This is a genomic window from Prolixibacter denitrificans (assembly GCF_003014495.1).
GTDB classification, from domain to species: Bacteria; Bacteroidota; Bacteroidia; order Bacteroidales; family Prolixibacteraceae; genus Prolixibacter; species Prolixibacter denitrificans.
Window position 1 is genome coordinate 195,150 of record NZ_PYGC01000007.1, and the last position, 24,266, is coordinate 219,415.

20 protein-coding genes and 1 tRNA gene are annotated in these 24,266 nt (G+C 46.3%); 10 read left to right on the forward strand and 11 right to left on the reverse strand.

Going from position 1 to position 24,266, the window contains the following annotated elements:
* Window positions 1-97: 97 nt before the first annotated feature.
* Complete coding sequence (locus tag CLV93_RS14175; protein WP_106542860.1) at window positions 98-2,752, reverse strand: TonB-dependent receptor; 2,655 nt, start codon at window positions 2,750-2,752, stop codon at window positions 98-100.
* A gap of 271 nt (window positions 2,753-3,023) precedes the next feature.
* Between CLV93_RS14175 and CLV93_RS14180 the strand changes: the two genes are divergently transcribed.
* Both CLV93_RS14180 and CLV93_RS14185 read left to right on the forward strand, forming a co-directional pair.
* Entirely contained in the window at window positions 3,024-4,034 is a 1,011-nt protein-coding gene (locus tag CLV93_RS14180) for a LacI family DNA-binding transcriptional regulator (RefSeq protein WP_106542861.1), read from the forward strand.
* A gap of 110 nt (window positions 4,035-4,144) precedes the next feature.
* On the forward strand, window positions 4,145-4,963 hold the full coding sequence (locus tag CLV93_RS14185; protein ID WP_106542862.1) for a DUF6544 family protein: 819 nt from the start codon (window positions 4,145-4,147) through the stop codon (window positions 4,961-4,963).
* Between the two features lie 93 nt (window positions 4,964-5,056).
* On the opposite strand, the gene CLV93_RS14190 is transcribed toward CLV93_RS14185, so the two are convergent.
* The 5 genes from CLV93_RS14190 to CLV93_RS14210 form a co-directional block, all read right to left on the reverse strand.
* Window positions 5,057-5,569, reverse strand: coding sequence for a ferritin-like domain-containing protein (locus CLV93_RS14190; protein WP_106542863.1), 513 nt, complete (start codon window positions 5,567-5,569; stop codon window positions 5,057-5,059).
* A 161-nt stretch (window positions 5,570-5,730) separates the two neighbouring features.
* Window positions 5,731-6,741 carry a tetratricopeptide repeat protein gene (locus tag CLV93_RS14195; RefSeq protein WP_106542864.1) on the reverse strand — a complete coding sequence of 337 codons (1,011 nt, stop codon included), beginning with the start codon at window positions 6,739-6,741 and terminating at the stop codon, window positions 5,731-5,733.
* A gap of 207 nt (window positions 6,742-6,948) precedes the next feature.
* A tRNA-Arg gene (locus CLV93_RS14200) sits at window positions 6,949-7,022 on the reverse strand.
* An 81-nt stretch (window positions 7,023-7,103) separates the two neighbouring features.
* On the reverse strand, window positions 7,104-8,138 hold the full coding sequence (asnA, locus tag CLV93_RS14205; RefSeq protein WP_106542865.1) for an aspartate--ammonia ligase: 1,035 nt from the start codon (window positions 8,136-8,138) through the stop codon (window positions 7,104-7,106).
* A gap of 131 nt (window positions 8,139-8,269) precedes the next feature.
* The gene (locus CLV93_RS14210) at window positions 8,270-9,358 is read right to left on the reverse strand and encodes a DUF2891 domain-containing protein (RefSeq protein ID WP_106542906.1); all 1,089 of its coding nucleotides are present in this window, start codon (window positions 9,356-9,358) and stop codon (window positions 8,270-8,272) included.
* Window positions 9,359-9,650: 292 nt separating this feature from the next.
* Here CLV93_RS14210 and rimK point away from each other — a divergent pair, with 292 nt between their 5' ends.
* Window positions 9,651-11,033 carry a 30S ribosomal protein S6--L-glutamate ligase gene (gene rimK / locus CLV93_RS20685; protein WP_170108956.1) on the forward strand — a complete coding sequence of 461 codons (1,383 nt, stop codon included), beginning with the start codon at window positions 9,651-9,653 and terminating at the stop codon, window positions 11,031-11,033.
* Between the two features lie 607 nt (window positions 11,034-11,640).
* Entirely contained in the window at window positions 11,641-12,837 is a 1,197-nt protein-coding gene (locus tag CLV93_RS14220; protein WP_106542866.1) for an MFS transporter, read from the forward strand.
* A 2-nt stretch (window positions 12,838-12,839) separates the two neighbouring features.
* Here CLV93_RS14220 and CLV93_RS14225 read toward each other — a convergent pair whose 3' ends face one another.
* Both CLV93_RS14225 and CLV93_RS14230 read right to left on the reverse strand, forming a co-directional pair.
* The gene (locus CLV93_RS14225; RefSeq protein WP_106542867.1) at window positions 12,840-13,604 is read right to left on the reverse strand and encodes an MBL fold metallo-hydrolase; all 765 of its coding nucleotides are present in this window, start codon (window positions 13,602-13,604) and stop codon (window positions 12,840-12,842) included.
* Window positions 13,605-13,619: 15 nt separating this feature from the next.
* Window positions 13,620-14,546 (reverse strand): bile acid:sodium symporter family protein, encoded by a 927-nt coding sequence (locus CLV93_RS14230; protein ID WP_146142031.1) that lies wholly within the window; start codon window positions 14,544-14,546, stop codon window positions 13,620-13,622.
* Between the two features lie 71 nt (window positions 14,547-14,617).
* Here CLV93_RS14230 and CLV93_RS14235 point away from each other — a divergent pair, with 71 nt between their 5' ends.
* From CLV93_RS14235 to CLV93_RS14245, 3 genes are all read left to right on the forward strand, one after another.
* Window positions 14,618-15,331: an SAM-dependent methyltransferase gene (locus CLV93_RS14235; protein ID WP_170108957.1), complete on the forward strand. Its 714-nt coding sequence runs from the start codon at window positions 14,618-14,620 to the stop codon at window positions 15,329-15,331.
* Between the two features lie 88 nt (window positions 15,332-15,419).
* Window positions 15,420-16,430 (forward strand): bile acid:sodium symporter family protein, encoded by a 1,011-nt coding sequence (locus tag CLV93_RS14240; RefSeq protein WP_174821590.1) that lies wholly within the window; start codon window positions 15,420-15,422, stop codon window positions 16,428-16,430.
* 7 nt (window positions 16,431-16,437) lie between these two features.
* On the forward strand, window positions 16,438-17,787 hold the full coding sequence (locus tag CLV93_RS14245; RefSeq protein WP_170108958.1) for a 1-acyl-sn-glycerol-3-phosphate acyltransferase: 1,350 nt from the start codon (window positions 16,438-16,440) through the stop codon (window positions 17,785-17,787).
* Between the two features lie 2 nt (window positions 17,788-17,789).
* Here the strand turns inward: CLV93_RS14245 and CLV93_RS14250 are convergent, their stop codons facing one another.
* From CLV93_RS14250 to CLV93_RS14260, 3 genes are all read right to left on the reverse strand, one after another.
* Window positions 17,790-18,884: an NUDIX domain-containing protein gene (locus CLV93_RS14250; RefSeq protein ID WP_106542870.1), complete on the reverse strand. Its 1,095-nt coding sequence runs from the start codon at window positions 18,882-18,884 to the stop codon at window positions 17,790-17,792.
* Between the two features lie 52 nt (window positions 18,885-18,936).
* On the reverse strand, window positions 18,937-19,485 hold the full coding sequence (locus tag CLV93_RS14255; protein WP_170108959.1) for an FKBP-type peptidyl-prolyl cis-trans isomerase: 549 nt from the start codon (window positions 19,483-19,485) through the stop codon (window positions 18,937-18,939).
* A 127-nt stretch (window positions 19,486-19,612) separates the two neighbouring features.
* A complete protein-coding gene (locus CLV93_RS14260) occupies window positions 19,613-20,659 on the reverse strand; it encodes a DHH family phosphoesterase (protein WP_146142032.1) in 1,047 nt (348 codons plus the stop codon).
* Window positions 20,660-20,977: 318 nt separating this feature from the next.
* On the opposite strand from CLV93_RS14260, the gene ndk reads away from it, so the two are divergent.
* From ndk to CLV93_RS14275, 3 genes are all read left to right on the forward strand, one after another.
* Window positions 20,978-21,445: a nucleoside-diphosphate kinase gene (gene ndk / locus CLV93_RS14265; RefSeq protein WP_106542910.1), complete on the forward strand. Its 468-nt coding sequence runs from the start codon at window positions 20,978-20,980 to the stop codon at window positions 21,443-21,445.
* Between the two features lie 162 nt (window positions 21,446-21,607).
* Window positions 21,608-22,945: a sugar porter family MFS transporter gene (locus CLV93_RS14270; RefSeq protein ID WP_106542873.1), complete on the forward strand. Its 1,338-nt coding sequence runs from the start codon at window positions 21,608-21,610 to the stop codon at window positions 22,943-22,945.
* A gap of 249 nt (window positions 22,946-23,194) precedes the next feature.
* Window positions 23,195-24,262: a zinc-dependent alcohol dehydrogenase gene (locus tag CLV93_RS14275; protein ID WP_211297856.1), complete on the forward strand. Its 1,068-nt coding sequence runs from the start codon at window positions 23,195-23,197 to the stop codon at window positions 24,260-24,262.
* The last annotated feature ends 4 nt before the right edge of the window (window positions 24,263-24,266 follow it).

Genomic DNA, 24,266 nt, shown 5'->3' on the forward strand with positions numbered 1-24,266 from the left:
CTGTTCTGATTGGTTATGGAGGGAAGAAAATTACGAGTAATTCTCTCCCCTCCTTTTCCAAACCTACCTATGCAAATTCAGGTAATCCCTCATTACATCAGAATGAATAGGTAACGGTCATTGTTGTTGCTCGTCCGGTAATCGGCCGGGCACGCATGTAATTGACTGAATTGTTGGTAAAAGGATCCGCTTCCATTTCAGTAAAACCGAGTGTGTTCGTTAAGTTATTCACATTCACCCGCAACGATAGTCCTTTCGTTATAGCGTAATTCGCAAATGCATTCACGTATGCAAATCCGGGTAACACAACAGAGTTATCATCTTGTGAGTATACTTTAGTTGTTCCGACCAGGCTCATTCCCAATGCACCTTTTCCGATGGTGTACGACGGACTGATATTGTACATCAGAGTTGGAACACGGCGCGGTGTATTACCTACGTTATCAGCAGTAAGACTCTTCGTGATTTCTGCTTTAGTGAACGTTCCACCGGAATTAATATTCAGGTTTCCGGTCCGAATAACCGTCTCCAGTTCAGCTCCGTAAGATTTGTACTTGTTATTGATAATCTTGTTGAATTCGGTATTCTGCTCATCCACATGGTTGTAAAATCCGGTCAGGAAGATACCGGCCACCGGCGAGTTGTACTTGAATCCTAATTCAGCTTGCTTGATACCATCATTGCTCAAACCTTTAACAGTTTTACCTGCAGCGGTAATAAATGGAGTGTACAACAAACGGTCGGCATTGGCGCGTCCTCCTTTACTGTAACGGGCGAACACAGCCTTGTGCGCATCGAATTTATAATTGGCACCAACCGAATAAGAAGCATAGTGATAAGAATAACTTACCGGATGTGGGTTGGAGTTATCCAAAACTGTTACGCTCTGTTCAACAGGCGAAATATTGCCATCCTTGTTCACATCAACCTGAGCTTGTTCATTACCAAGGTAATAACCGAATGCATCTCCCATATCGTAACGAACACTGGCATCAACATTCAATTTATCAGTTACATCGACTCCCATATTCGCGTAAGGAGCATCAATGGTGTAAGTCATATCATAACCACGGGTACAGCAGTTGCCCCACGCCGGAACACCATGGGCGGTCAGTCCGCCTTCACTGTAAAATGAACTGTCGGCACTGGCCACATTCATCAGGCGTGGCTGATTCTGAACATCGGTCAGATAAGTCTGCCACAACCAGGTCATGGCAATGCGCTGTGAAGCATGATAGTAACCGGCTGTTACGTGGAAGTTATCGAGTTGTTTCGAAATGTGTACATCGTTGGTGAAGTTGTCCAGGTTGTTCAATTGCACATCAAACGTGTGCAACAGCATCAGCAATCCGTTTCCATTCAGATTGGAAAGCTGTGACTGTGTCAGAGGCGTACCGGCATTGGCACCGTTTGCATAACTCAATGTCGCGCCGGCCCCTGCTAAACTGGTAGCCATTTCGTCAGCGGGTTTCAGGCTTACCGGGAACGGTGAATTGAAAGAACCGTGGTTAAAAGCTAACTGTCCCCTATCGTGAACAGTCCAGCCATTTCCTAAATCGAAGTTAAATTCAGCTCCTACTGCATCTGAAATCGGATGCATTCCGTCAGCCATGTTGAAAGAACGACTGTTTCCGTTGGCATCAACAGACAGCTGATGAATAAAATAAGGACTCTGCAATGCAGCATGCTTCAGGTCAAACCCGGGAATGGATTTATAGGTCGGATTCGAACCGGTTCCGGTTACCATGACCGGCATCGGCATATACGAAATCGCCCGATCGTTCAGGTGCTTCAGGTACAACCTTACGTAACCTTTGTCGAACTCCTTGGTGAAGTTGGCTTTAATCTGACCACCTTTATTGGCTGTAAATCCGGCATTTCGTGGCCCAACACCTTCGCGGTAGAAACCGCCGATGTTAAAACGGAAACCGTTACCAAGAGGTGCTCCGTAGTCAAAGTCGGTGCGGAATGTTTGGTAATCGAGGCCAATGGTTGTTCCAATGCTTCCGCCTTTCTTCACTCCGGTTTTGCTGATAAAATTGATGATACCAGCCGGTGAGTTACTGGCCAGTGTGGATGCACTACCACCTTTCAATGCCTCTACGCGGGCCACTGTTTGATCGGAGCGCAGGAAAATATCGGCGTTACCGAAGGAGATATCACCGAATTGCATTACCGGCATTCCATCTTCCTGAAGTTGCAGGAATTTCGCACCTCCGGTCGAAATCGGTACACCACGAACTGAAATGTTGGCGTTACCTTCACCACCTGTCGACTCAGAGTGTACACCCGGAATGTTTTTGAACAACTCGGCCGTTGTCGTTGCACTGAACTCTTCCATTGCCTTTGGCTTGAGACTCGTCAGTGAAACACTGGAATTGATGGCCGATTTAGGGTTAACCACACCGGTTACAACCACCTGGTCCAAACCGATGAGGTCTTGTGACAAAGCAAAATTGACCGTTGCAGTCTGCCCATCTTTGACTGTGACACTTTTTTGCACTTTGTTGTAACTGATGAACTGAGCCACCAGATCGAAAGACCCGGCTTTCACTTTGGTAAGTTGGTAATTTCCGTTGGCATCAGTTATGGTACCTGTATAAGTTCCCTTAATCAGGACACTGGCACCCACCAGCGGTTCACCGGTCTTCTTGTCGGTGATTTTCCCTTTAATGACTCCGGTTCCCTGGGCAAAAGAAATAACAGGGACCATAAGCAGCAGCAGGGTAAGCTGCATTAATTTCCGTTTCATAGTTTTTGGATTTATGTGATTTCAAATACAAATTTTCAATCCGAGATTCTTCGAAAACATGTTTTCATTTGTACCAATCAGCGGACAAATCTATATTCCCAATCATCCAAAAACAATAGATTTTCAGTAGGTTGAAGTCCATTTAGCATTTCAACCGGTTTCGCAACCGGTTGCGGTTGATAACTTTTTCATTGTTCTTTAACATTTATGTTACTTAGATTTAATAAACGAAGAATTTCCTACCTTTGGATGGTCATCAGCTTAACCATGCATGAGCCAGAGTATCACGATCAAAGACATTGCAAAACTCCTGGGATTATCGAAATCAACCGTAAGCAGGGCGTTAAAAGACCATCCTGACATCAGCCCGGAGACCAAACGTGCCGTTAAAGAGATTGCCGAAAAACTGCACTACAAGCCAAACCATGTGGCCATTTCGTTGCGTCACCGAAAAAGCCGGATGATTGGTTTATTGGTACCTAATATTTCCTACTTCTTTTTCCCGTCGGTTATCGAAGGCATCGAGGAAATCGTGCATGAGCATGGATACCAGTTGATGATTTTACAGTCGAATGAATCCTACGAGCGCGAAGTGAACAGTATCGATACCATGTTGGCCAATAATGTGGAAGGTATTCTTGCTTCGGTTTCCCGGAAAACGGAAGATTTCAGTCATTTCAAAAATGTCATCGACCGTGATATTCCCATTGTCTTTTTCGACCGTGTTCCGGAAGAAATTAAAGCCGACATGGTTCTGGTTGATGATATTCGTGGGACATACGATGGTGTTAAACATTTACTGGATACCGGAAGGAAGCAAATCGCGATCTGCATTGGTCACCCCAATCTATTGATTAGCAAAAATCGTTTGAAAGGATACAAAATGGCCCTTAACGAAGTGGGCCTCGAAGTGGAGGAAAAGTACATTATATCCGGACAATCGATCGATGATGTGGAGCGTGCAACCCATCAGCTTTTGAATCAGGAAAATCCCCCGGATGGAATTTTCGCGATAAGCGACCTGACCATGACCGGCATCATGAGAGCCATTTATGCCAATCGTCTTCGCATTCCGGAAGACATCGCAGTAATCGGATTTTGTGAAGAGCCCTTCAGTACGATGTACAACCCTCCTTTATCGACCATCCAACCCATGGGCTTTGAAATCGGGAAAATGGCCACCGAAGTGTTGTTTACTCGTATCCAGGCAGAGCACGGCTTTATGATGACACCCGAAATCCACAACATCACCAGCAAAATGGTTATCAGGGGCTCGACCTGATTTCAGCAATTACCCAATTTTGTCTGACAATACCGAAAGTCTTCTCTCTTTTTGCCTTTCCTTATATTCCTTTTAACTTTGATCGGGTCGAACTTAAATACCCGATAAGTATGAGCATTGTATTAATGATTCTTGCCGGAATTGTTGTTTTGTCACTGTTGGTTATCCTCACCGGTTCGCTGGTATTCAGAGGAAAAATATCACGGGAAGTAAATCGTTTGATGTCAGCGGAAGAAAGCTCACTACCGGGAGTGATTCGGGCCGACAAATTAAATGGACTTCCTGAGCCTGTCAAACGCTATTTGAAATATGCCGGAGTTGTGGATAAAAGAGAATTGCTGCGTCTGCGCATCAGCCAGAAGGGCGAAATCAGGACAGACAGGGACCAGAGATGGATGCCGTTCAGAGCGGAGCAATTTGTCTCTACAACAAAACCCGGATTTCTGTGGCGGGCCAATACATTTCCCATCCTGGTAAGAGACATGTTCGATGGTAAAAAAGGAAGTATGCGCATCAATTTACTGGGCTTGCGCAACCTGGCGATTGCTGAAACACGTGAAATAGATCAGGGTTCGCTCATGCGCTACCTGGGTGAAATGGTTTGGTATCCAACAGCTTTCCTGAGCGATAAAATAACCTGGCACCCAATGGACGAGAATTCAGCCATGGCGGTTATCAAAGCAGGTAATACAACTGCGGAGGGCGTATTTCATTTTAATGCATTTGGGCAGGTAGAAATGTTTACTGCCAAACGCTACCGCGAAATACACGGTCACTTCGAGCTGGATAAATGGATGGCTCAGATGGAAGAATACCGCGATGCAGAGGGTTTTATGATACCGTTTAAAGGAACCGTTTCGTGGAAACTGCCGGAAGGAGATTTGGATTATTTCCGGTTCGAACTGACTGCCTACCACCGAATTTCCTGACAAAAACTACTCATACCAGGATGACGTAAAAGAAAAATGGTCACTCTCCCGTAGGAAAATGACCACTATCTCAAGTTTGGGAAGTGTTTTCAGCTATTTACGTAACTTGAGAAAATCTTGTTTCATTCTTTCCAAATCGGCCAGCCAATCTTCAATCTCCTGCTCGTGCTCCAACTCTTCGTTTAGAATGGTGGTGGCCATTTGATAGGTTGTATGATCTTTCCCATAGGTAAAATCAGCGATATCCTTGTAACGCTGAATGGCACAGCGTTCTGCGTCTAGATTTTGATTGAGTACCAATTCAATATACGGATCGGTCGGTTCTTCATATTTGCATTTGCTTAGCTTCACCCACTCCGCCGGGTTCAGCACCGGTGTTCCACCTAATTGTACAATACGGTCGGCGACCATAACGGCATGATTCAGTTCCTGATCGGCATGAATCATCAACTCAGGTTCTACCTCGCTACGCATGGGACCTTCTATTACACGGGCTCCAATCCAGTACTGATAATACGCCAGCCATTCTTCACTTAAGGCTTCATTTAATGTTTTAATGAGTTTTTCTACATCCAGGTTAAGGATGTCAATTCCACGTTTTCCCATGATTTCAATCTGTTTTTTGGTTTGAGTAGGCTTAAGTTAATGATTAAAAAACAGATATCCGGTTAGAATCATTATAAAAACCGGCGTTCTACCATTCGAATCAGAAAAAACAAAAAAGGACGGCTTTTGCCGTCCTTGAAAATTTATTAATCAATAATATGCTAAAAAAGCGAATTCTTTCGTGGTTTGTCTGCCCTTTTTTCCTTTTTTAAATCGATGTAGCGCTCCTCATTCTTACTCAGGAAGTCATCCAGTTTATAGCGTTTCCAATATCTCAACGCTTCACTTTTCAGGAATTCATCATCTCCTTCCCCATAATACTCATTGAAATATTTCGCTGCTTGCTTTAGGTTACGCCGGACAACGTCACCCAACACGTAATTCACTCCTATATAAAATTTGGCTACTACATCTCCATTTTCACTGGCTTTTCTGTAATAGCTGAAAGCTCGCCGATGATTTTTCTCTACGCCCTCACCTTTTTCATACATCGTACCGATATTGTACAATGCAGCATGTTCGTTTTGCTCCGCAGCCTTCTTGAACCAGTCCATCGCCTGACCAAAGTCTTTTTTCCGGCCGATTCCCATCAGATATATATTTCCCATTTCGGTCTGTGCCAACCGGTATCCGGCTTCCGCCGACTTCAGATACCAGTTATATGATTCGGTCTCCGATTCTTTATCACCAAACTCCTTATCGGCGTATGCTTTCGCCAGCAGGTACATGTATACACTGTCGCCGTTTTCGGCACATCTGCGCATCCAATAAAGGGCTGCTTCCCTTTCCGGCTGTACTTTGTCAAAATGGTGATACAGCTCCTTCTGGGCATCCAAATTTCCATCATAGCCGGCCTTCTTCTGCCAGTATCTCGAACTATCAATATTTTTCGAAAGCCCAAGCTTACCAAACTGGTACAACTGGCTCAGCCGGTACTCCGCTTTCTCATATCCGGCTTCCGCCGATTTAAAATACCAATACCGGGCAGCTTTCGCATTTCGAGCTACTCCATGGCCGGCCTCATAGTAAGTTGCCAGCGTAAATTGTGCTACCGGATCGTTGGAAACAGCCTTGCGCTGAAGTTGTGCAACATCCACTTCCTGAGCTTTTAGCAAGCCACTTACCCCCAGAAGTAAAGTGATGAGAGCTATTTTGAACTGAATTTTTTTCATAATCGAACGGTTTTTCGGCGAAGAAGGATTTTCTTTTCTCTCAAAGATATTACGTTTATTTGAATCTTTTATTGTTTAGTTTTCAGGATTTTTTTCGCAATCCATTCTCATTTAATGGCAGTTAGCATTATTCTTTTCAAATAATTCCCGCTAAATAACATAAAAATATACAAAAAAAGTCCGAGTTATAAAACTCAGACTTTTCTGTGATCCAGGCGGGACTCGAACCCGCAACCGGCAGCTTAGAAGGCTGCTGCTCTATCCAGTTGAGCTACCAGACCATCCTTTATTTTGCGCTGCAAATATATAAAATATCCCCGTTCTCTAAAGGGAAACAGGGATATTTTGTCTGATTTTATTCCTTAAACCAATACAATATTATGCTCAGCACACTGCTGCACCATATCTTCCGGCCACAAACTGGCCTGCACCTCACCGATATGCGCTTTCCGGAGGAAATACATGCACAAACGTGATTGGCCAATTCCGCCACCAATCGATAGCGGTAATTCGCCCTTCAGCAACTTCTTGTGGAATAACAATTGCTTGCGGTCTTCCGTGCCTGACAATTTTAACTGCTTTTCAAGCGCTTTCTTATCAACACGTATTCCCATCGACGATAATTCGAATGAACGGTTGAGCATACTGTTCCAAACAATAATATCTCCATTTAAACCTTTGTATCCATCGGAATTGGACGTGGACCAATCATCGTAATCCGGTGCTCGTCCATCGTGCACCTCACCATTTGCCATGGTTCCGCCGATGCCAATAATAAAAACGGCACCGTAGGCTTTGGCAGCCTCATCTTCCCTCTCCTTCGGCGTCAAATCCGGATAACGCTCGGCCAGTTCTTCTGCATGAATAAATGTAATCTCATCGGGTAACGACGGTTTCAGTTTGGAATAATTTTCATAAACCATAAACTCCGTCCGCAGCAACACAGCATAAATCTGCCGAACTACTTTTTTCAGAAAATTCAGCGATCGCTGTTCCGAGGTAATCACTTTTTCCCAATCCCACTGATCGACATACAGTGAATGCATATTCGAGAGTTCCTCATCTGCCCGGATGGCATTCATGTCGGTATAAATTCCATAACCTACCGGGATGCCGTATTTCGCCAGCATCATGCGCTTCCATTTGGCGAGCGATTGGACAACTTCCGCCTCCTTGTCGTCGAATTCCTTTACCGGAAACGAAACGGGTCGTTCAACGCCGTTCAAATCGTCGTTTACGCCGGTTCCTTTCAAAACAAAAAGCGGTGCTGTCACCCTTCTCAGTCTCAATTCTGCAGACAGGTTCTCCTGGAAAAAATCTTTCACAAACTTGATAGCCTTCTCCGTATTCTTCAAGTCAAGAAGTGGCTTGTAGTTTTCAGGAAAATATAGATTCATGCCTTTGGATTTATTAGTTTAACATCGGCAAATGTAACAGATTTGAATATTCAGTCTCCTGAAAATATGAGTTTCAAAAACATGTTGTGACATTTGCTTATTATCAGAAAACTTTTCCGACAAACACTAAATCAATCCATCTTTCCCATCGAATCGTACATGTAAACGGCGAAGGTGGCCAGCCAGTGCGAACCAACATAGTTTTCCGACAACACATGTGGCAAGGCATCGGCGGCGTGTTGATGGGCCATTTGAATCAACTGACGAGCCATCACACTCTCCGGCGGAAATTCCTTCGCTATATCGAACATGCACCACGCGCGACTCAGGTTCAGACCATCGAGATGTACGCCTTTGGGGTCGGCGCGGTCGCTGACAACGGCCGGATGTTGCAACGATTCCGGTATTTGCGGCATAAAAGTCCGGAACCATTCCTGAAAAGCTTCCCGGTCGAGAACGCGCAACATCAAATCGGCTTCGATAAGCGAAGGCGAGAGGAAATCATCACCTCCCGGTTCCCAGGCCGCTGGAATATTTTTATCGTTCTCATAATAAAACAGCGCTCTTTCTTTCAGCAAGTTTTCGAATGTCGAATCCCGGGTTACGTTGGCATAATCGAGCGCCAGCAGTAGTCCCAATGCCGTATTTTCATGAACACCTCTCCGAATGGGATAGTACAATCCCGGCAGGTAAAAATGGTAACGTTGAACGAGCTCCTGCGCCAATGGCGCCAGTGTATTCGCCCACTCTTTTCCGTTTGGATTATCCCAGGTCAACAATTCGGCCTGAAGTTTGAGCAACCATCCCCATCCGTAAGGCCGTTCGAAACTTTCACGCCCCGGTGCCTGAAAATAGGTAACCTCGGTTTGTATATTCTCTTTCGTAAAATGCCGATCGAGTACATCGATGATTTGCTTTCGCTGCGGTAAATCGGGATACATTTTCAATAAACGAACCAGCAACCAATGACCGTGCACAGCCGAATGCCAGTCAAAGCATCCATAAAAAGCAGGATGCAATCGGTTAGGCGTCTGTGCATCCTGGGGCCCGTTCATGGTATGACTGATTTTGTTCGGATAAATCTTGTCGACATTCTTCAGGACCAGATCGGCAAATTGCGCTGCCTTTTCTTTGGTGAGTTCCGGAACCACCGGCGTTTGAGCTTTTGACATATTCATAAAACTGGAAAGAAACAGGAAAAGCAAAATTAATTTTCTCATTATCTGAAGGTTTATATCGGTTAAATCAAATGAATTGTCTGGTTCATGAACTTCTCCTTTGATTTCCCGTAAAGGGATAAACGAAAAAGCGCGAAAAAAATTAAGCATTTTTATGGTAAGGGTAACGTAAAACACGCATGAAATCCAAAAAAAAGATTTATTTGCACCTGCAAATCAGTCGTTGGGAAACGACTATAAAAAACCAATTATCAATATGATGAAGAGCGATATTCAGGCAAAAAATCTGAATTTACAGACTATATATGAATTGAATATCGAATGAAGATTTAACATGATAAACGAAAACAAGATTATTGTCGGAAGCGAAGAATGGTGTTCTCTTCCTGATTTAAACATTCCGGCCATTAAAGCCCGGGTTGATTCCGGCGCCAAAACCTCCTCCATTCATGCCATCAACATTCAGCCTTTCAAGAAAGAGGGTATACCGTGGGTGAATTTCGACATTCCTCCTATTCAGAATGACGGAAAGACCTCCGTTCATTGTGAGGCAGAAATCGTCGACCGCCGTACGGTGAAGAGTTCCAGCGGCATCAGCGAGCGCAGATATGTGATTAAAACATCTGTAGCGTTGGGTGAGGCATCGTGGGAAATTGAACTGACACTAGCCAACCGCGACTCGATGGGTTACCGCATGTTGCTCGGACGCGAAGCAATGAGCGGCCGTATGCTGGTCGACCCCGAAGCCCGCTTTTTGTTTGGTCAGAAATCAACGGCACACCTGAACGAGTTATACCAGCCAAATCAGCCGGCTCGACAAGGTTTGAAGATCGGGCTTTTGGCTTCTGATCCCAACCTCTACAGCAATCAGCGCATCATGGAAGCCGGCGAAGCGCGTGGCCACGAGATGCATTTCCTGAACATTCGGCACTGTTATATGAAGCTCGATGCCACTAATCCGGAGATTCACTACCGGGGAGGACGGATTTTGAATGATTTGGATGCGGTTATTCCGCGCATCCGGCCCAGCCAGACTTTCTACGGATGTGCGTTGACCCGCCAGTTCGAGGCGCTTAAGATATTTACGCTCAATTCGGCGGCAGCCATCAGTCAGTCGCGTGACAAGCTTTTCTCGTTGCAGTTGCTGCTTCAAAACGGATTGGAGATTCCGACCACGGGATTTGCCAACTCGCCGCTCGATACCTCTGATTTGATTAAGATGGTAGGTGGTTCGCCCTTGATTGTGAAGTTACTGGAAGGCACACAGGGAAAAGGCGTTGTGCTGACCGAAACCAAAAAGGCAGCCGAGAGTGTGATCAATGCCTTCAAGAGCTTGCATGCCAACATTCTCGTTCAGGAGTTTGTCAAGGAAGCCAATGGGAAAGATATTCGTTGCTTTGTGATTGATGGCAAAGTGGTGGCGTCCATCCAGCGGGAAGCTGCTCCCGGCGAATTCCGGGCCAACCTGCACCAGGGCGGAACGGCTTCGGTGGTGAAAGTGACGCCTGAAGAAAAACGCATCGCCATAAAAGCGGCCAAAACCATGAACCTGAAAGTAGCCGGCGTGGATATTATCCGCTCGGCAAAGGGACCGCTCCTGCTGGAAATCAATTCGTCGCCCGGACTGGAAGGCATCGAATCGGCAACCAACAAGGACATTGCAGGTAAAATGATTGCCGCCATTGAAAAACATGTGGGCTGGAAAACAGAGAAATAAATTCTGGTTGACCACCATACCGCACGTAGAGACGCCATGCCTGGCGTCTCTCTTTCTTACCACCTACGTTGTATTACCTTATCCGCGGGAATACAATTGCCCGACGCAGCTGGTATGGCCTGCCTCTGCCAATATGAGCATTCCGTGCAGCGTGTGCGGATTACCTATACAAATAGGGGTACTTCATGCAGCGTGAATGAATTGCTCCCCGCCAGCCAAGTATTACATCCAACCCAAATGAATGGCCTGTGGTCAGCCAGGTGCCCCGTTTAATTTAAATGAGCGACCTGGCGACAGCCAGATACTCCACTCAATTCAAATGAACAACCTGGCGACAGCCAGATACTCCATTTAATTCAAATGAGCGACCTAGCGGCAGCCAGATGCTCCATTTAATTCAAATGGATAGTCTGCGGCCAGCCAGTCACTTCATTCAACGCAAACGAGTTGTCCGGCGGAAGCCAGGCAGGCCGTGAAATTTGAATGGTTCGTCTGTGGCCAGTAATATCCCTCGTCGCTACCAGAATGAGCATCGACAACCTATCGCTGTAATGATCATACTAATTTAATTGGCCATACCGGAAGCTTCGTTATTTTTGCACGCGTCATGGGGAGCTCGTACAGCCAAAATATCTTCCGGCTTTACATCATCAAGTGCGCCAAATGGTTCATGCTGGTGATGCCCATTGTCGTCCCCTTTTACCAAAGCAACGGCCTCAGCATGCACGACGTGTTTTTCCTGCGGGCCATTTATTCCGTTGCCATCGTTCTGCTCGAAATACCTTCCGGTTACTTTGCCGATGTGTGGGGACGAAAAACCACGCTGGTAGCCGGTACAGTGATGGGGGCCATTGGCTTTGGCATTTACAGCTTCTCGTACCGGTTTGGCGAATTTTTAGTGGCCGAAATGGTGCTGGGCGTCGGACAAAGCCTTATCTCGGGCTCTGATTCGGCTTTGCTGTATGACTCACTCAAAGCCGAAAAACGGGAATCGGAATACCTGAAACTGGAAGGACGCGTAACCTCCATCGGAAATTTTGCCGAAGCCATTGCCGGCGTGTTGGGCGGATTGCTGGCCACGCTGAGTTTGCGTTACCCCTATTACGCACAAACACTGGTAGCTTTTGTAGGCGTTCCGGCGGCCATTTCGCTCAGAGAACCTCCCCGCGACGACCGTCACGTGAAACCCGGATGGAAAGATATTTTCCAGGTGGTGAATCATTCGCTGATTGAAAACAAACAATTGCGTACAGCCATTCTTTATTCATCGGTTATTGGCACCGCTACCCTCACCATGGCCTGGTTTGTGCAACCTTTCTTTAAGGAAATATCGCTTCCTCTCTCGATGTTTGGTGTGCTTTGGACCGTACTGAACCTATTGGCCGGACTGGTTTCTATGATTGCTTACAAGTTTGAAAATGCGCTGGGGCGGAAAAACACGGTATTCCTCATCCTGATATTTATTACCGGTTCGTACATCGCCATCAGTCAGAACATGACGGCCTGGGGTATCGCTATTCTGGTGGTCTTCTACTTTGTGAGGGGAATTGCCACGCCCATTCTGAAGAATTACATTATTCAGTATACCACATCGGCTAACCGGGCCACTGTGTTGTCTGTACGGAGTTTTATCATCCGAATCATTTTTGCGGGCGTCGGACCGTTCCTGGGTTGGTACACCGACCAGTTCTCTTTGGGTTCCGCGTTGGCAATTGCCGGCATGGTCTTCTTCACCGCCGGATTTGTCGTTCTGCTACCGTTCCTGCAAAACCGTATCCGCATAAAGCGAACAAATAATCGGTAACCTCAAGCAATTTCCAGTATCTCGCCATCGAATCCCAGCTCCACGCCTTCGGGCAACTCTTTTGATACTTCAGCATGCAGGCCCATTTGGTGACTGATGTGTGTGATGTACGCTTTGCGCGGACGAATTTTCCCAACGATCTCGATGGCTTCGCTCAGGCTCAGGTGCGAAATATGCGATTCTTTCCGTAAGGCGTCAATCACTACCACCTCTACCCCTTGCAGCTTCTCCAACTCTTCGTCAGCAATCGTACTGAAATCGGTGAGGTAGGCAAATTTCCCTACCCGGAAACCGTAAACCGGCAACCGGTGGTGCATCACCCGAATGGGAATGATGTCGAGCGAACCAATCTTCAGAACGGAGCCATTGATAGGCACCAGGTTCATCTGCGGCGTGCCGGGATATTTTTCTTCCGAGAAAACATAGTCGAAGATGGTGCGCAGGTTCTTATCAACCCGGGCTTCGCAGTAAATGTCGATGGGGGCTTTCCGAATCCAGTTAAAACTGCGGATGTCATCCAAGCCAAAGATGTGATCGGCATGTTCGTGGGTCAGTAAAATAGCATCGATATTTTGCACCTTTTCCCGCAACATCTGCTGACGAAAATCGGGGCCGGCATCCACCACTACGCGGGTGCCGTTGTCTTCAATCATTATCGAACTTCGTAAGCGTTTATCGCGCGAATCAATCGAACGACAAACTTCGCAATTGCAGGCGATTACCGGCACTCCCTGCGAAGTTCCTGTTCCCAGTAATGTTATTTTCATGTTGAATTTTACTTTTTACGATCCTCCCGACTTTTCGCGGTAGCGGAATGACAGGTACATCAGGTAAGGCACCATCATCATCCCCATAACGGCCGGAGGAATTCCGCCCCTCGGCGGCAGTAAGGTGAGGCTAACAGCAATGGCAAATCCGTTATTCTTCAGCGAAGCCAGCAACATTCCACTGATTTGCTTCGGTCCGTTCAGCTTCTTTGCCCAGCGCTTTAAAGCCCAATCTGCCGCAAGGCTGATTCCAAAAGTAGCAAAAAAAGTGACGGCGGCTACCGGCAAAAGCAACATTGGGTCGGTCAAAAAAACATCCTGATTGGAGCCAATGACGGTATAAATCACCAACGCAAATCCCAAGTTGACAACCTTCCCGCGAAGGTAAAACACCAGCTTTTGAATGGGTTTCGCCAGCAGGAAGCGGGAAGCCACCATGGGAATAACGAGCAGGATGACCAAAATACGACCAATAATTTCGGGAGAAACAGAAACGCCCGGAGCAAAAACCATCAACATTACCGGAATCAGGATAAACGATGCCAGGTAGCTGCCCAATACACCAAACACCGCAAAAGCCACGTCACCACGTAAGATAAAAGCAAACGGAATGACGCCCGTTCCGGCCGGTGCAGCTGCAATGATCACAAATCCCCAGAAAAGTTCCTTCTCAGGAGTAAACAACCAGGCCAGCAAAATAATGAGCGTTCCCAACACCAAATAACTGGCTGAGATACCAAACAGCATGGGACGAATGAGATTGCGCAGCGGGAAAAATTCCTTGAGGGTTATCCCCGTAAGGGAAAAAGCCAGCACAATGGCCAAAAGCGGTAAAACCAACGGGCGTAATGTTTCCGCACCCGCCGGAGCGAGTAAGCCGACAATAACTGCGAGAGAAAATTGGGTATTGCGGAGAAACAAAAAGCGGAGAACGTATTTCATAAATTCGGTTACCGACTTCAATCCATACAAACAAGCCGGCGAAAATATTGTTTTTCGCTACCTTTGCGCCCATGAAGAAAATGGCTAATCTGTACCTTATACCAACTACGCTTGGCGATACCGAGCCAGGCAACGTAGTACCTGCCAATATAGTTGAAACGGTGCGTTCACTCCGCTTTTTTATCGTGGAGAATGTGCGCACCGCACGTCGCTACCTGAAGAAGCTGGATCGCGATATCGACATCGACGCGTTAGAGTTCATGGAGCTGAACAAACATACCGACCGCAAACAACTGGAACGTTTTCTGCATCCCGTCTTAAACGGAAACGATACCGGCATTATCTCCGAAGCTGGTTGTCCCGGTGTAGCCGATCCGGGCGCTGACGTGGTGAAACTGGCTCACGAAAAAGATATCCGGGTAATTCCGATGGTTGGACCATCATCGATTTTGCTTTCGCTGATGGCATCGGGAATGAACGGACAGAACTTTGCTTTTGTGGGCTACCTTCCCATCCCGAAAGGAGAACGGCAGCGGGCTATCAAAGATTTGGAGCGCCGTTCGGCCACCGAGCACCAAACGCAGATTTTCATCGAAGCGCCTTACCGGAATACGAAGCTGCTGGAAGATATTTTACAGGCTTGTCACGACGAGACGCGGCTCTGCATTGCCGCCGACATCACACTGGAAAGTGAATACATCAAAACGCAGACGGTGGCACAATGGAGAAAAGGATTGCCTGAACTGCACAAGCGACCGGCAATTTTTTTGCTTCATAAAGATTGATTTCAAACTGAATGGCTATACCTGCTTAACAACAGCCGTTTGATTTTGGCCACAAATCAATATATTTGGGCACTGAAAGTCTAAGCCAATGTTTGAAGATTCTCTGGAAGTTCTGGATCACGTGCGATTGCATTTTAGTCCGGCCGGCATTCTGGCACTAAATATCGCACTGGCCTTTATCATGTTTGGTATTGCGCTGGATATTCATATTTCCGATTTTCGCAAAATTATTACCCGACCGAAGTCGACCTTAACAGGAATTGTTTCTCAGTTTTTGCTGTTGCCTGCACTTACCTATTTGCTGGTTCTCTTTTTGCGTCCGACGCCAACCGTGGCCCTGGGTATGATTCTCGTAGCATCCTGCCCTGGTGGAAACATTTCCAATTTCATTTCCTCGCTGGCTAAGGGAAATACGACGCTGTCCATCGGTTTATCAGCTATTGCGACCCTTTCAGCTACTTTTATGACGCCATTAAACTTTGCCTTCTGGGGAAGTCTTTATACCCATTTCTACAACCGTAACGATGCCGAGGCGTTGCTGCGTCCGTTGCATATCGACTCGGGACAGATGTTCCAGACAGTATTCATTCTATTGGGTATTCCGTTGGTGCTGGGACTCATTTTCGCGCGCCGTTTTCCTCGTTTAACGGTTAAAATAAGAGGCCCCATCCGGAAGCTGAGTGTTGGTATTTTCATTGCCTTTGTGGTGATTGCGCTGGCCAAGAATTTTGAATTCTTCATTCAGTTTATTCATCTCATTTTCATTATCGTGCTTATTCATAATGCACTGGCCCTTGTCACCGGATACAGCGCCAGCAGCCTGATGAAACTGCCGCAGACCGACCGGCGAACCATTGCCATCGAAACCGGTATCCAGAATTCCGGACTGGGACTGGCACTCATCTTTAATCCCAAAATATTCCCGCCCGACATGGAACTCGGCGGTATGGCCATCATTGCGGCCTGGTGGGGCATCTGGCACATTGTCTCCGGTTTGAGCCTGTCGTGGTTCTGGTCGCGTAAACCGGTCACAGACGACGAAGCCGAAGCAGAACCATTGGTGAATGTTCACCATCACAGCCACGCGGAAGGGAAATAAGGAAATTATGGGAAAGATTTATCGCTATTCCATCGGTTATGATATTGTCAGAGGATTTGTCAAAACGGCGCATCGGCTCTTCTACCGAAAGGTTATCGTAACCGGAAGAGAAAATATCCCTAAAGACAAACCCGTCATTTTTGCCCCGAACCATCAGAATGCATTAATGGACCCGCTGGCATTGGTTTGTACGCTTCCCTCGCAAATTGTTTATCTCGCAAGGGCGGATATTTTCAAAAGTGCAATTAATCGGCCTTTCTTACGTTTTCTGAAAATAATCCCGGTTTACCGGATTCGTGACGGTGTGGAAAACCTGGGCAGGAATGAAAAAACATTCCGGCAAACCATCGAGATTCTACAACACAACACGCCTCTCTGCCTTTTTCCCGAAGCACGACACACCGATAAGCGGACTTTGCTGCCTCTCAAGAAAGCGGTTCCCCGCATCGCCTTTCAGGCAGAAGAGAGCGGTGGATTAGGAAAAGATTTGGTCATCATCCCGGTAGGTATTTATTACAGCGATTACCTGGAGCCTCAATCCATTCTTCAAATCAACTACGGAAAACCGTTACAGGTAAGTGAGTTTCTGGCTTCCTACCGGGGAAATCCGCAACGGGCCCAACTGGAACTTCGGGACGCTTTGCAGGCTAAATTGTCGCCATTGATGATTGATATCCGGGATGCCGAACATTACGAACTCTATGAAACGATTCGTCGTTTGTACCGGGCAACCATGTTGAAAGAAGAAAATCTTTCACCTCACCCTTGGGAAAATCATTTTCGGTCGGACCAACTGACCATTCAGAAACTGGAAATAGCTGCGAAAGAAGACGATTCTTTTCTTCAGTTACTTACGGATAAAGTACAGAAATACGAAGGGTTAAAGCACGAACAAAAAATAAAGGAAGATGCACTGGAGAAAAAGCCGCTCACACCAGCCCAGGCATTTCTAACTGGTGCAGGCTTTCTACTGGCATCTCCGATGATTGCGTTTGGATGGCTGCATCATGCACTTCCCCATTATCTTCTAAAAAATCACGTAAACAACAAAATTGAAGATTCGCAGATGCGCAGTTCTTTCTACTTCGTGTTGGGAATGCTGGCATTTTCGGCCATGTATGTGGTTGAATTATTGACTTTGGGACGACTGTTTCCCGGATGGTGGAAAGTGCATTATCTTATCGCGATGCCACTGAGCGGAGTTTTTACTTACCGGTTAATCCGCAGTTGGAAGGTGTTTCGAAACCGGCTTCGTTTGCGGTTTGGATTATCAAAAGAGAAACAAAAGTCGCTGCTGGATAGCAGACAAGAAGTTATTTCCTTCTGTCAAAAAGCATTTTCTGCACAAAAACAATAGAATCAAGCTAATGCGCTGTTCTGGTCGCGCAATTGTTCCATCATCTTAAACTCGAATTCGAAGTTAGGTGTAAATACATCTTTGCCCAGATTCTTCTCAATTTGTGAGCGGCTCCAGAATTTCCCCTCTGTAACTTCATCGGAGTGTAATCGGATTTTCTTGTAATCGTATGATGTATAACTGTACACCAATTCGGCTTCCACATCTGTCTCCCACTTGTAACTAGCCATCGGGCGTGCCTGGAAATCAGTCAAACCAATTTCCTCGTATGCTTCGCGCTTCAAAGCCGTTTCAACCGATTCGCCAAACGAAATATGTCCGCCAACGGCTGTATCCCATTTGCCGGGCTGTACCAGTTTATCTTCCGGGCGCTTCTGCAAATAAATATGTCCTTTAGGATTGAAAACATGAAGATGCACGACCGGATGCAAAATCTTCTGACCGTTATGACAAGTAGATCGGGGCGCTTTCCCTATGACTTTCCCTTCTTTGTCCACTACCGGCAACCACTCTTCGTCGTCAGCAATAACCGGCATTTTTCTCTGCTGCCGCTTGTTTCGAAACCATTCAATCACAAAATAGACGGCGAAAATAATGTAAAACAACCCGCCGCTAATAAACGCCCAGGCTGCTTCGCTCATGTAAAAGGCCGAGAAAATAATCAGACCGGTATGTACCAGGAAAATCCAAAACATGTTCCGGAGATTCCGCTGAAACTGCGCCTGTTGTTGTTCATTGAAAGAGACATCCTTCATGTAACGGCCAGCCATCATCTGCACAATGTTCAGTTTGCCAAAAGCCGAAACACCCAACACCGCACAAAGAATCAATTCAATCAAAGCCGGCTTCAACTTGAAAAAGATGTCGTTATCGAGAAGAATGGAGATCAGCGAAAGCACTACCAGCAAAGCAGTGTCAATCAGCACAAACTTTTCGAGACGGCGCTCCTTGATTCCGGTTACGACTAACTCGATTAGTCCAACGCCTACCGCTACCGCAATACCGATTTTCGTTCCCCAGATTTCATCCGCAAGGATAAAAACAAAAAGCGGAATGAAACCCGGCAGCAATTTTTTAATGAGATCCGTGCGCGTCACGTCGTCAGTTTATGGATTGAAAAAAACCGCGGTGAAGTTCCGCGGTCAGTGTTTAAAATTGTCTTTCGATTATCACCGGATTGGAGTCGCTCTTTATCACTTTGTAGACCGTGACATGGAAAACGAGCGTCGAATAAGCGGGGACACCCGATTGAGGCGTTCCTCCGTAGCCCAGTGTGGATGGAATAATCCATACCGCCTTCTCACCTTCTTTCATTTGCAGGATGGCTTCTTCCCAACCAGTAATTACCGATCCGGCACCTACCGTGAAAGTAAATGGTTCGTAATTGCCTGAAGAGTCAAACACGTATCCGTCCTGAACTCCGGTAGAATCGGTACTCTCAATCAAATTTCCGGTATAGAATACTTTTACCTGGTCACCGACAGCGATGGAATCCGCCCCGGCAGGAGCATCCTGCTCTTTGATGACATAAAGTCCCGAGGGAGTAGGCTGTGCATCCGGATAATACTTGGCTACGTACTTATCCCGCAATTCCAATTCCAGTTCCCTGGCTTTCTGGCGGCTTGTCTTGCTACAGGAAACAAACCCTACACCCAATACAACAGCCAGCAATAAAAACTTTAAACCCCTACGTTTCATATATTTCATTCGTTAACTATTCAAACTTCCGCTTTACGGTCTTTCTAATTTCCTTTCCGACCGATTTAAAAATTCAGCGCTAATTTATTAAAATTCGGCGCATCTCGCCTATTTCCTTTCCCCGATTTCAATTTCCCAGTTTCCTGTGCTCATCTTTCAATTTAGCAGAAAATTCGGGCAACAACTCTTCGAATTTCTGAATGGTTTCAGCCAGCGACAACTTTGATTCTCCTCCTGAGGCGTTCATATGCCCCCCACCGTTAAAGTGCAGGTTGGAAAATTCGTTGGTGGGAAAACCTCCTTTCGAACGGAACGAGATTTTCACCAAGTCTTCCTTTTCGGTGAACAATGCGGTGAAAATAACACCCTTAATCGACAACGGATAATTGACAAATCCTTCTGTATCGCCGGGCACAAAATTGTATCGCTCCAGCTCTTCCATGCTCAACGAAATATAGGCCGCATGGTATTCCGGGAATACTTTCATTTTCTGGTCCAGGCTGTACCCCAAAAGTCTCATCCGGTCGGCCGAGAAATTATTGTATATCAAATCGTGAATCCGGTCCTTATCCACTCCTTTTTCCAGCAAGCGGCTCACCACTTCGTACATATCAGGTGACGAAGCGTTATAGCTGAAAGAGCCGGTATCGGTAGACAAACCGGTGAACAGTGCTTCCGCTGCATCTTTATCGAGGTATTCACACAAATCGAGACTTTCGACAAAACGGTAAACCAACTCGGCGGTCGAACTGGCTTCGGTATGCGAGAACATCAACTCCGTCACATCAGCCGGAGCGGGATGATGGTCAATCAACACAATCGGGCTGGTCACTTTCTCAATGAGTGGTCCCAGTTTTCCGGCCCGGTCGGGAGCATTGAAATCGAGCAAAAACACCAAATCAGCTTTTTCCAGAATCTGCTGACTCACATCCGGTTCGTGCTCATATACTTTTACGTCACCGGTGCCACTCACCCACTTCAAAAAGGCAGGATAATCAGTCGGAGAAATGACCGTTGGAGCGTAACCCGCGTTCTTTAAAACACGCCACAATCCCAAACTGGAACCAACAGCATCACCGTCCGGATTTACATGTGGAATAATCACGATGTCCCGGACATTTTCACTCAACACTTCCTTAACTTTCGCTATTGTTTCAGGGGATAATCTCTTCAAAATTGACCTCTTTTTAAACGTAAGACGCAAAGATAGGAATATTGGTTGTTTCGTACCTGCACATTTTGAAATATTTCAGTGGACGTTCTCCGGATTGACCTTTAAAAATTCGGATAAAATCATTTCTTCAACATATCGATACTATGTTTAACAGCAACTCATTATTGACGGTCAGTTTCCGCAATTTCCTAATTTTGATTGAAGAGAAATCGGAGTGATTTTCTCGCAAAAATATCGCTTGTCATCCGTTCTAAATAAATGTGTCCGGTGAACTCATCGGTGATACGGATGTTTCTATTCGCAACTAAATTTATCTACATGGCTGGAAATACTACGCTAACGATGATTAAGCCGGGGGCCGTTCGCCGGAATTTAATTGGTCCCATCCTAGGTATGATTACTGAACACGGTTTCAAGGTGGAAGCACTTAAACTAACGAAATTGTCGGCTCGGCAGGCCGCCAAATTTTACAAAGTTCACCGCGGAAAGCCTTTTTACGACGGACTGGTTACCTATATGTCATCAGGCCCGATTGTGGCTGCCATTCTCAGAAAAGATAACGCTGTAACCGAATTCCGGGAGCTCATCGGCAATACCGATCCCGAAAAAGCTGACGAAGGTACCATCCGGAAATTATTTGCCGAGTCGCTTTCGCACAATGCAGTTCATGGCTCCGACAGTGACGATAATGCGATGAAAGAAGCTGCCTTTTTCTTTTCGGAAACCGAAAGATTTTGTCCCGAGGAATGGCATTGTGACGAAGAAGTCAAAGAGTACCCTCAATAAAATAATTGTTCTTACGCATGCACTAAAACCTGTTTTCACTGAAAGCAGGTTTTTTATTTTAAAAATATTCATCTTACTGAAAATCATATCTTCCAAAGTGTTCTGCTCCTTGTTCCGAAAATCATTATCTTGAGGCGCTTAATCAATAGACTTACCCAAATCATGAGAAATCATTTGTACTTCGTCACCTTTGTGGCGGCCCTGGGCGGACTAATGTTTGGATTTGAAACTGCCGTCATTAACGGAACCATATTTTACGTACAGCAGTTCTTTGGTTTTTCCGAAGCGATGAAAGGCGTGGTCGTCAGTACGGCGCTTGTTGGCTGTATCATTGGCGCGCTGTTCATCGGAAAACCGGGCGATATTTTCGGCCGGCGCCAGATGATGAAACTGATGGCTGTGATGTTCCTGCTATCGATGATTGGAGCCGGCCTGGCAACCAATCTCACGGTCTTCATTACGGCCCGCTTAATCGGGGGAATTGCCGTTGGAGGTGCATCGGTACTGACTCCCATGTACATTTCGGAAATTGCACCACCCAAATTGCGCGGTCGTTTGGTGGCCACCAACCAGCTGGCTATCGTATCCGGAATTTTGTTGGCGTTCTTCTCCAATTACATCATCGATAGCATAGGAGCTGCCAATTGGCGCTGGATGTTCCTGGCCGGAACGATTCCGTCAGGTGTTTACTTCCTGTTGCTGTTCTTTATTGAAAGAAGTCCCCGCTGGCTGGTCAAAATGGAACGTGTTGAAGAAGCACTTCACGTTATACGGAGGGTTAATCCGCATGAAAATGCAGAAACCCTGATGCACCAGATCAAGGATTCGCTGAATCAGGAGGTAATGAAGAAATACTCTTTCATGTTTAAACCTCCGTACCTGAAGTTGGTCCTGATTGGAATTGCCGTTGGGATGTTTAACCAAATGGCCGGAATCAATGTCATCATGTACTACTCGACGGATATTTTTCGGGTGGCCGGTTTCTCCGGTGAGTCCGCAATGTTCCAGTCGGTACTGATTGGGGTCACGAACCTGGCATTTACCATCATCGCGATGATATTCATCGATCGTTTCGGACGTAAGTTTTTGCTTTATGTCGGAGCAACGGGCATGTCGGTATTCCTCGGATTATTTGCCTGGTCATACATTACCGGCAATTATGCAGGATACCAATTGCTGGCGTACCTGGTTGGATACATTGCCTTTTTTGCCTTTTCACAGGGAGCTGTTATCTGGGTTATCCTATCGGAAATGTTCCCGAACAATGTACGTTCACGGGGCGCAGCTATCGGCTCTTTCTCACACTGGTTCTTCAACTTTGTGATTGCCCTGCTTTTCCCGGTTGTATCTGCCAAAATTGGCGTCGGATGGGTGTTCGCCTTCTTCTTTGCCGCTACGTTGCTGAGCCTCCTGTTCTATCACTTCGCGTTAATCGAAACCAAAGGCAAATCGCTGGAAGAACTGGAAATGGAAACCATTGGCAAGCGAGTTTCTTCCTGATTCCTATAACAGATAATATTTCAAGACGCAATTTTCAAGGCCGTATGCTTTGATATTGCGTCTTTTTTCATACCTTATCCTAATCGATAACGATTAAGATTGACAGGTACCAAATACATCAAGACGCCTTTTTCGAGAAATATATTTTCCTGCTGATTCCGGTAGGTTGAGTTTTTATCTCTGATTTCAGCTCTGGGAAAAGTATCTTTTCAACGAAAGGCAACAGTGAGAACCAGAAAAATGATCGCCATGAATAAATACATGAAAACCTTTGCTTTGACCGGTAAGGAAAAGATGGAAATACAGGAACGGCCAATGCCGGAAATAGCCAATGATACAGACGTTTTGATACGAATGATACGCGTGGGAGTTTGTGGTTCCGATATGCATTATTACAAAGAAGGTGGTATCGGAAGTCAGGTTATCTCCTATCCGTTTACCCCCGGTCACGAGGGAGCTGGTATTATTGCTGCCGTTGGCAAAGGTGTGAAGCATGTTGCTGTTGGCGATCGGGTTGCTATCGACCCGGCTATGCCATGCGGACATTGTGATCAGTGTGAAGCCGGACGACCGCATACCTGCCGCAATCTTAAATTTTTGGGCAATCCCGGTCAGGCTGAAGGTTGCCTGTCTGAATATATCGTCATTCCTGAAGGCTCGTGTTTTCCCATCAACAACCGCCTGGGATTCGATGAAGCCGTTATTTCCGAGCCGCTGGCTATCGGTTACTACGCAACCAAATTAGCCGGCGATTTGAGAGGAAAGTCCATTGGAATTCTGGGCTTTGGACCTATCGGGATGAGTGTATTGCTACCAGCTCAGGTTCAGGAACCAGCAAAAGTATATGTGACCGACAAACTGGAACACCGACTGAAAATTGCCCATGAAACCGGTGCCAACTGGACGGGGAATCCGGACGAAACAAATATTGTGCTCGAAATCAACCGACTGGAACCGCTGCAGCTGGACTACGTCTTTGAATGTTGCGGAAAGCAGGAGGCGGTTGACCAGGCAATTCAGCTTTTGAAGCCCGGAGGAACATTGCTGATTGTTGGCATCCCGGAATTCAGTCACTGGTCCTTCCCCGTCGACGAGCTTCGCCGGAAGGAAATCACCATTCAAAATGTTCGCCGACAAAATGGTTTCACACGCCCGGCACTCGACCTGATTGCCGATAGTACCATGGATGTTACACCGATGGTTACTCATCATTTTCCGTTTGAAGAAACCGACAAAGCTTACGCCACCGTTGCTAATTACGAAGACGGCGTAATGAAGGCGATGATTGATTTCTCTGCCGGACGTTACGACGATTAACAAA

Coding starts and splice junctions, on each gene's coding strand:
- CLV93_RS14175 (WP_106542860.1), bottom strand. CDS start 2,752: ATGAAACGGAAATTAATGCAGCTTACCCTGCTGCTGCTTATGGTCCCT.
- CLV93_RS14180 (WP_106542861.1), top strand. CDS start 3,024: ATGAGCCAGAGTATCACGATCAAAGACATTGCAAAACTCCTGGGATTA.
- CLV93_RS14185 (WP_106542862.1), top strand. CDS start 4,145: ATGAGCATTGTATTAATGATTCTTGCCGGAATTGTTGTTTTGTCACTG.
- CLV93_RS14190 (WP_106542863.1), bottom strand. CDS start 5,569: ATGGGAAAACGTGGAATTGACATCCTTAACCTGGATGTAGAAAAACTC.
- CLV93_RS14195 (WP_106542864.1), bottom strand. CDS start 6,741: ATGAAAAAAATTCAGTTCAAAATAGCTCTCATCACTTTACTTCTGGGG.
- asnA (WP_106542865.1), bottom strand. CDS start 8,138: ATGAATCTATATTTTCCTGAAAACTACAAGCCACTTCTTGACTTGAAG.
- CLV93_RS14210 (WP_106542906.1), bottom strand. CDS start 9,358: ATGAGAAAATTAATTTTGCTTTTCCTGTTTCTTTCCAGTTTTATGAAT.
- rimK (WP_170108956.1), top strand. CDS start 9,651: ATGATAAACGAAAACAAGATTATTGTCGGAAGCGAAGAATGGTGTTCT.
- CLV93_RS14220 (WP_106542866.1), top strand. CDS start 11,641: ATGGGGAGCTCGTACAGCCAAAATATCTTCCGGCTTTACATCATCAAG.
- CLV93_RS14225 (WP_106542867.1), bottom strand. CDS start 13,604: ATGAAAATAACATTACTGGGAACAGGAACTTCGCAGGGAGTGCCGGTA.
- CLV93_RS14230 (WP_146142031.1), bottom strand. CDS start 14,546: ATGAAATACGTTCTCCGCTTTTTGTTTCTCCGCAATACCCAATTTTCT.
- CLV93_RS14235 (WP_170108957.1), top strand. CDS start 14,618: ATGAAGAAAATGGCTAATCTGTACCTTATACCAACTACGCTTGGCGAT.
- CLV93_RS14240 (WP_174821590.1), top strand. CDS start 15,420: ATGTTTGAAGATTCTCTGGAAGTTCTGGATCACGTGCGATTGCATTTT.
- CLV93_RS14245 (WP_170108958.1), top strand. CDS start 16,438: ATGGGAAAGATTTATCGCTATTCCATCGGTTATGATATTGTCAGAGGA.
- CLV93_RS14255 (WP_170108959.1), bottom strand. CDS start 19,485: ATGAAACGTAGGGGTTTAAAGTTTTTATTGCTGGCTGTTGTATTGGGT.
- ndk (WP_106542910.1), top strand. CDS start 20,978: ATGGCTGGAAATACTACGCTAACGATGATTAAGCCGGGGGCCGTTCGC.
- CLV93_RS14270 (WP_106542873.1), top strand. CDS start 21,608: ATGAGAAATCATTTGTACTTCGTCACCTTTGTGGCGGCCCTGGGCGGA.
- CLV93_RS14275 (WP_211297856.1), top strand. CDS start 23,195: ATGAATAAATACATGAAAACCTTTGCTTTGACCGGTAAGGAAAAGATG.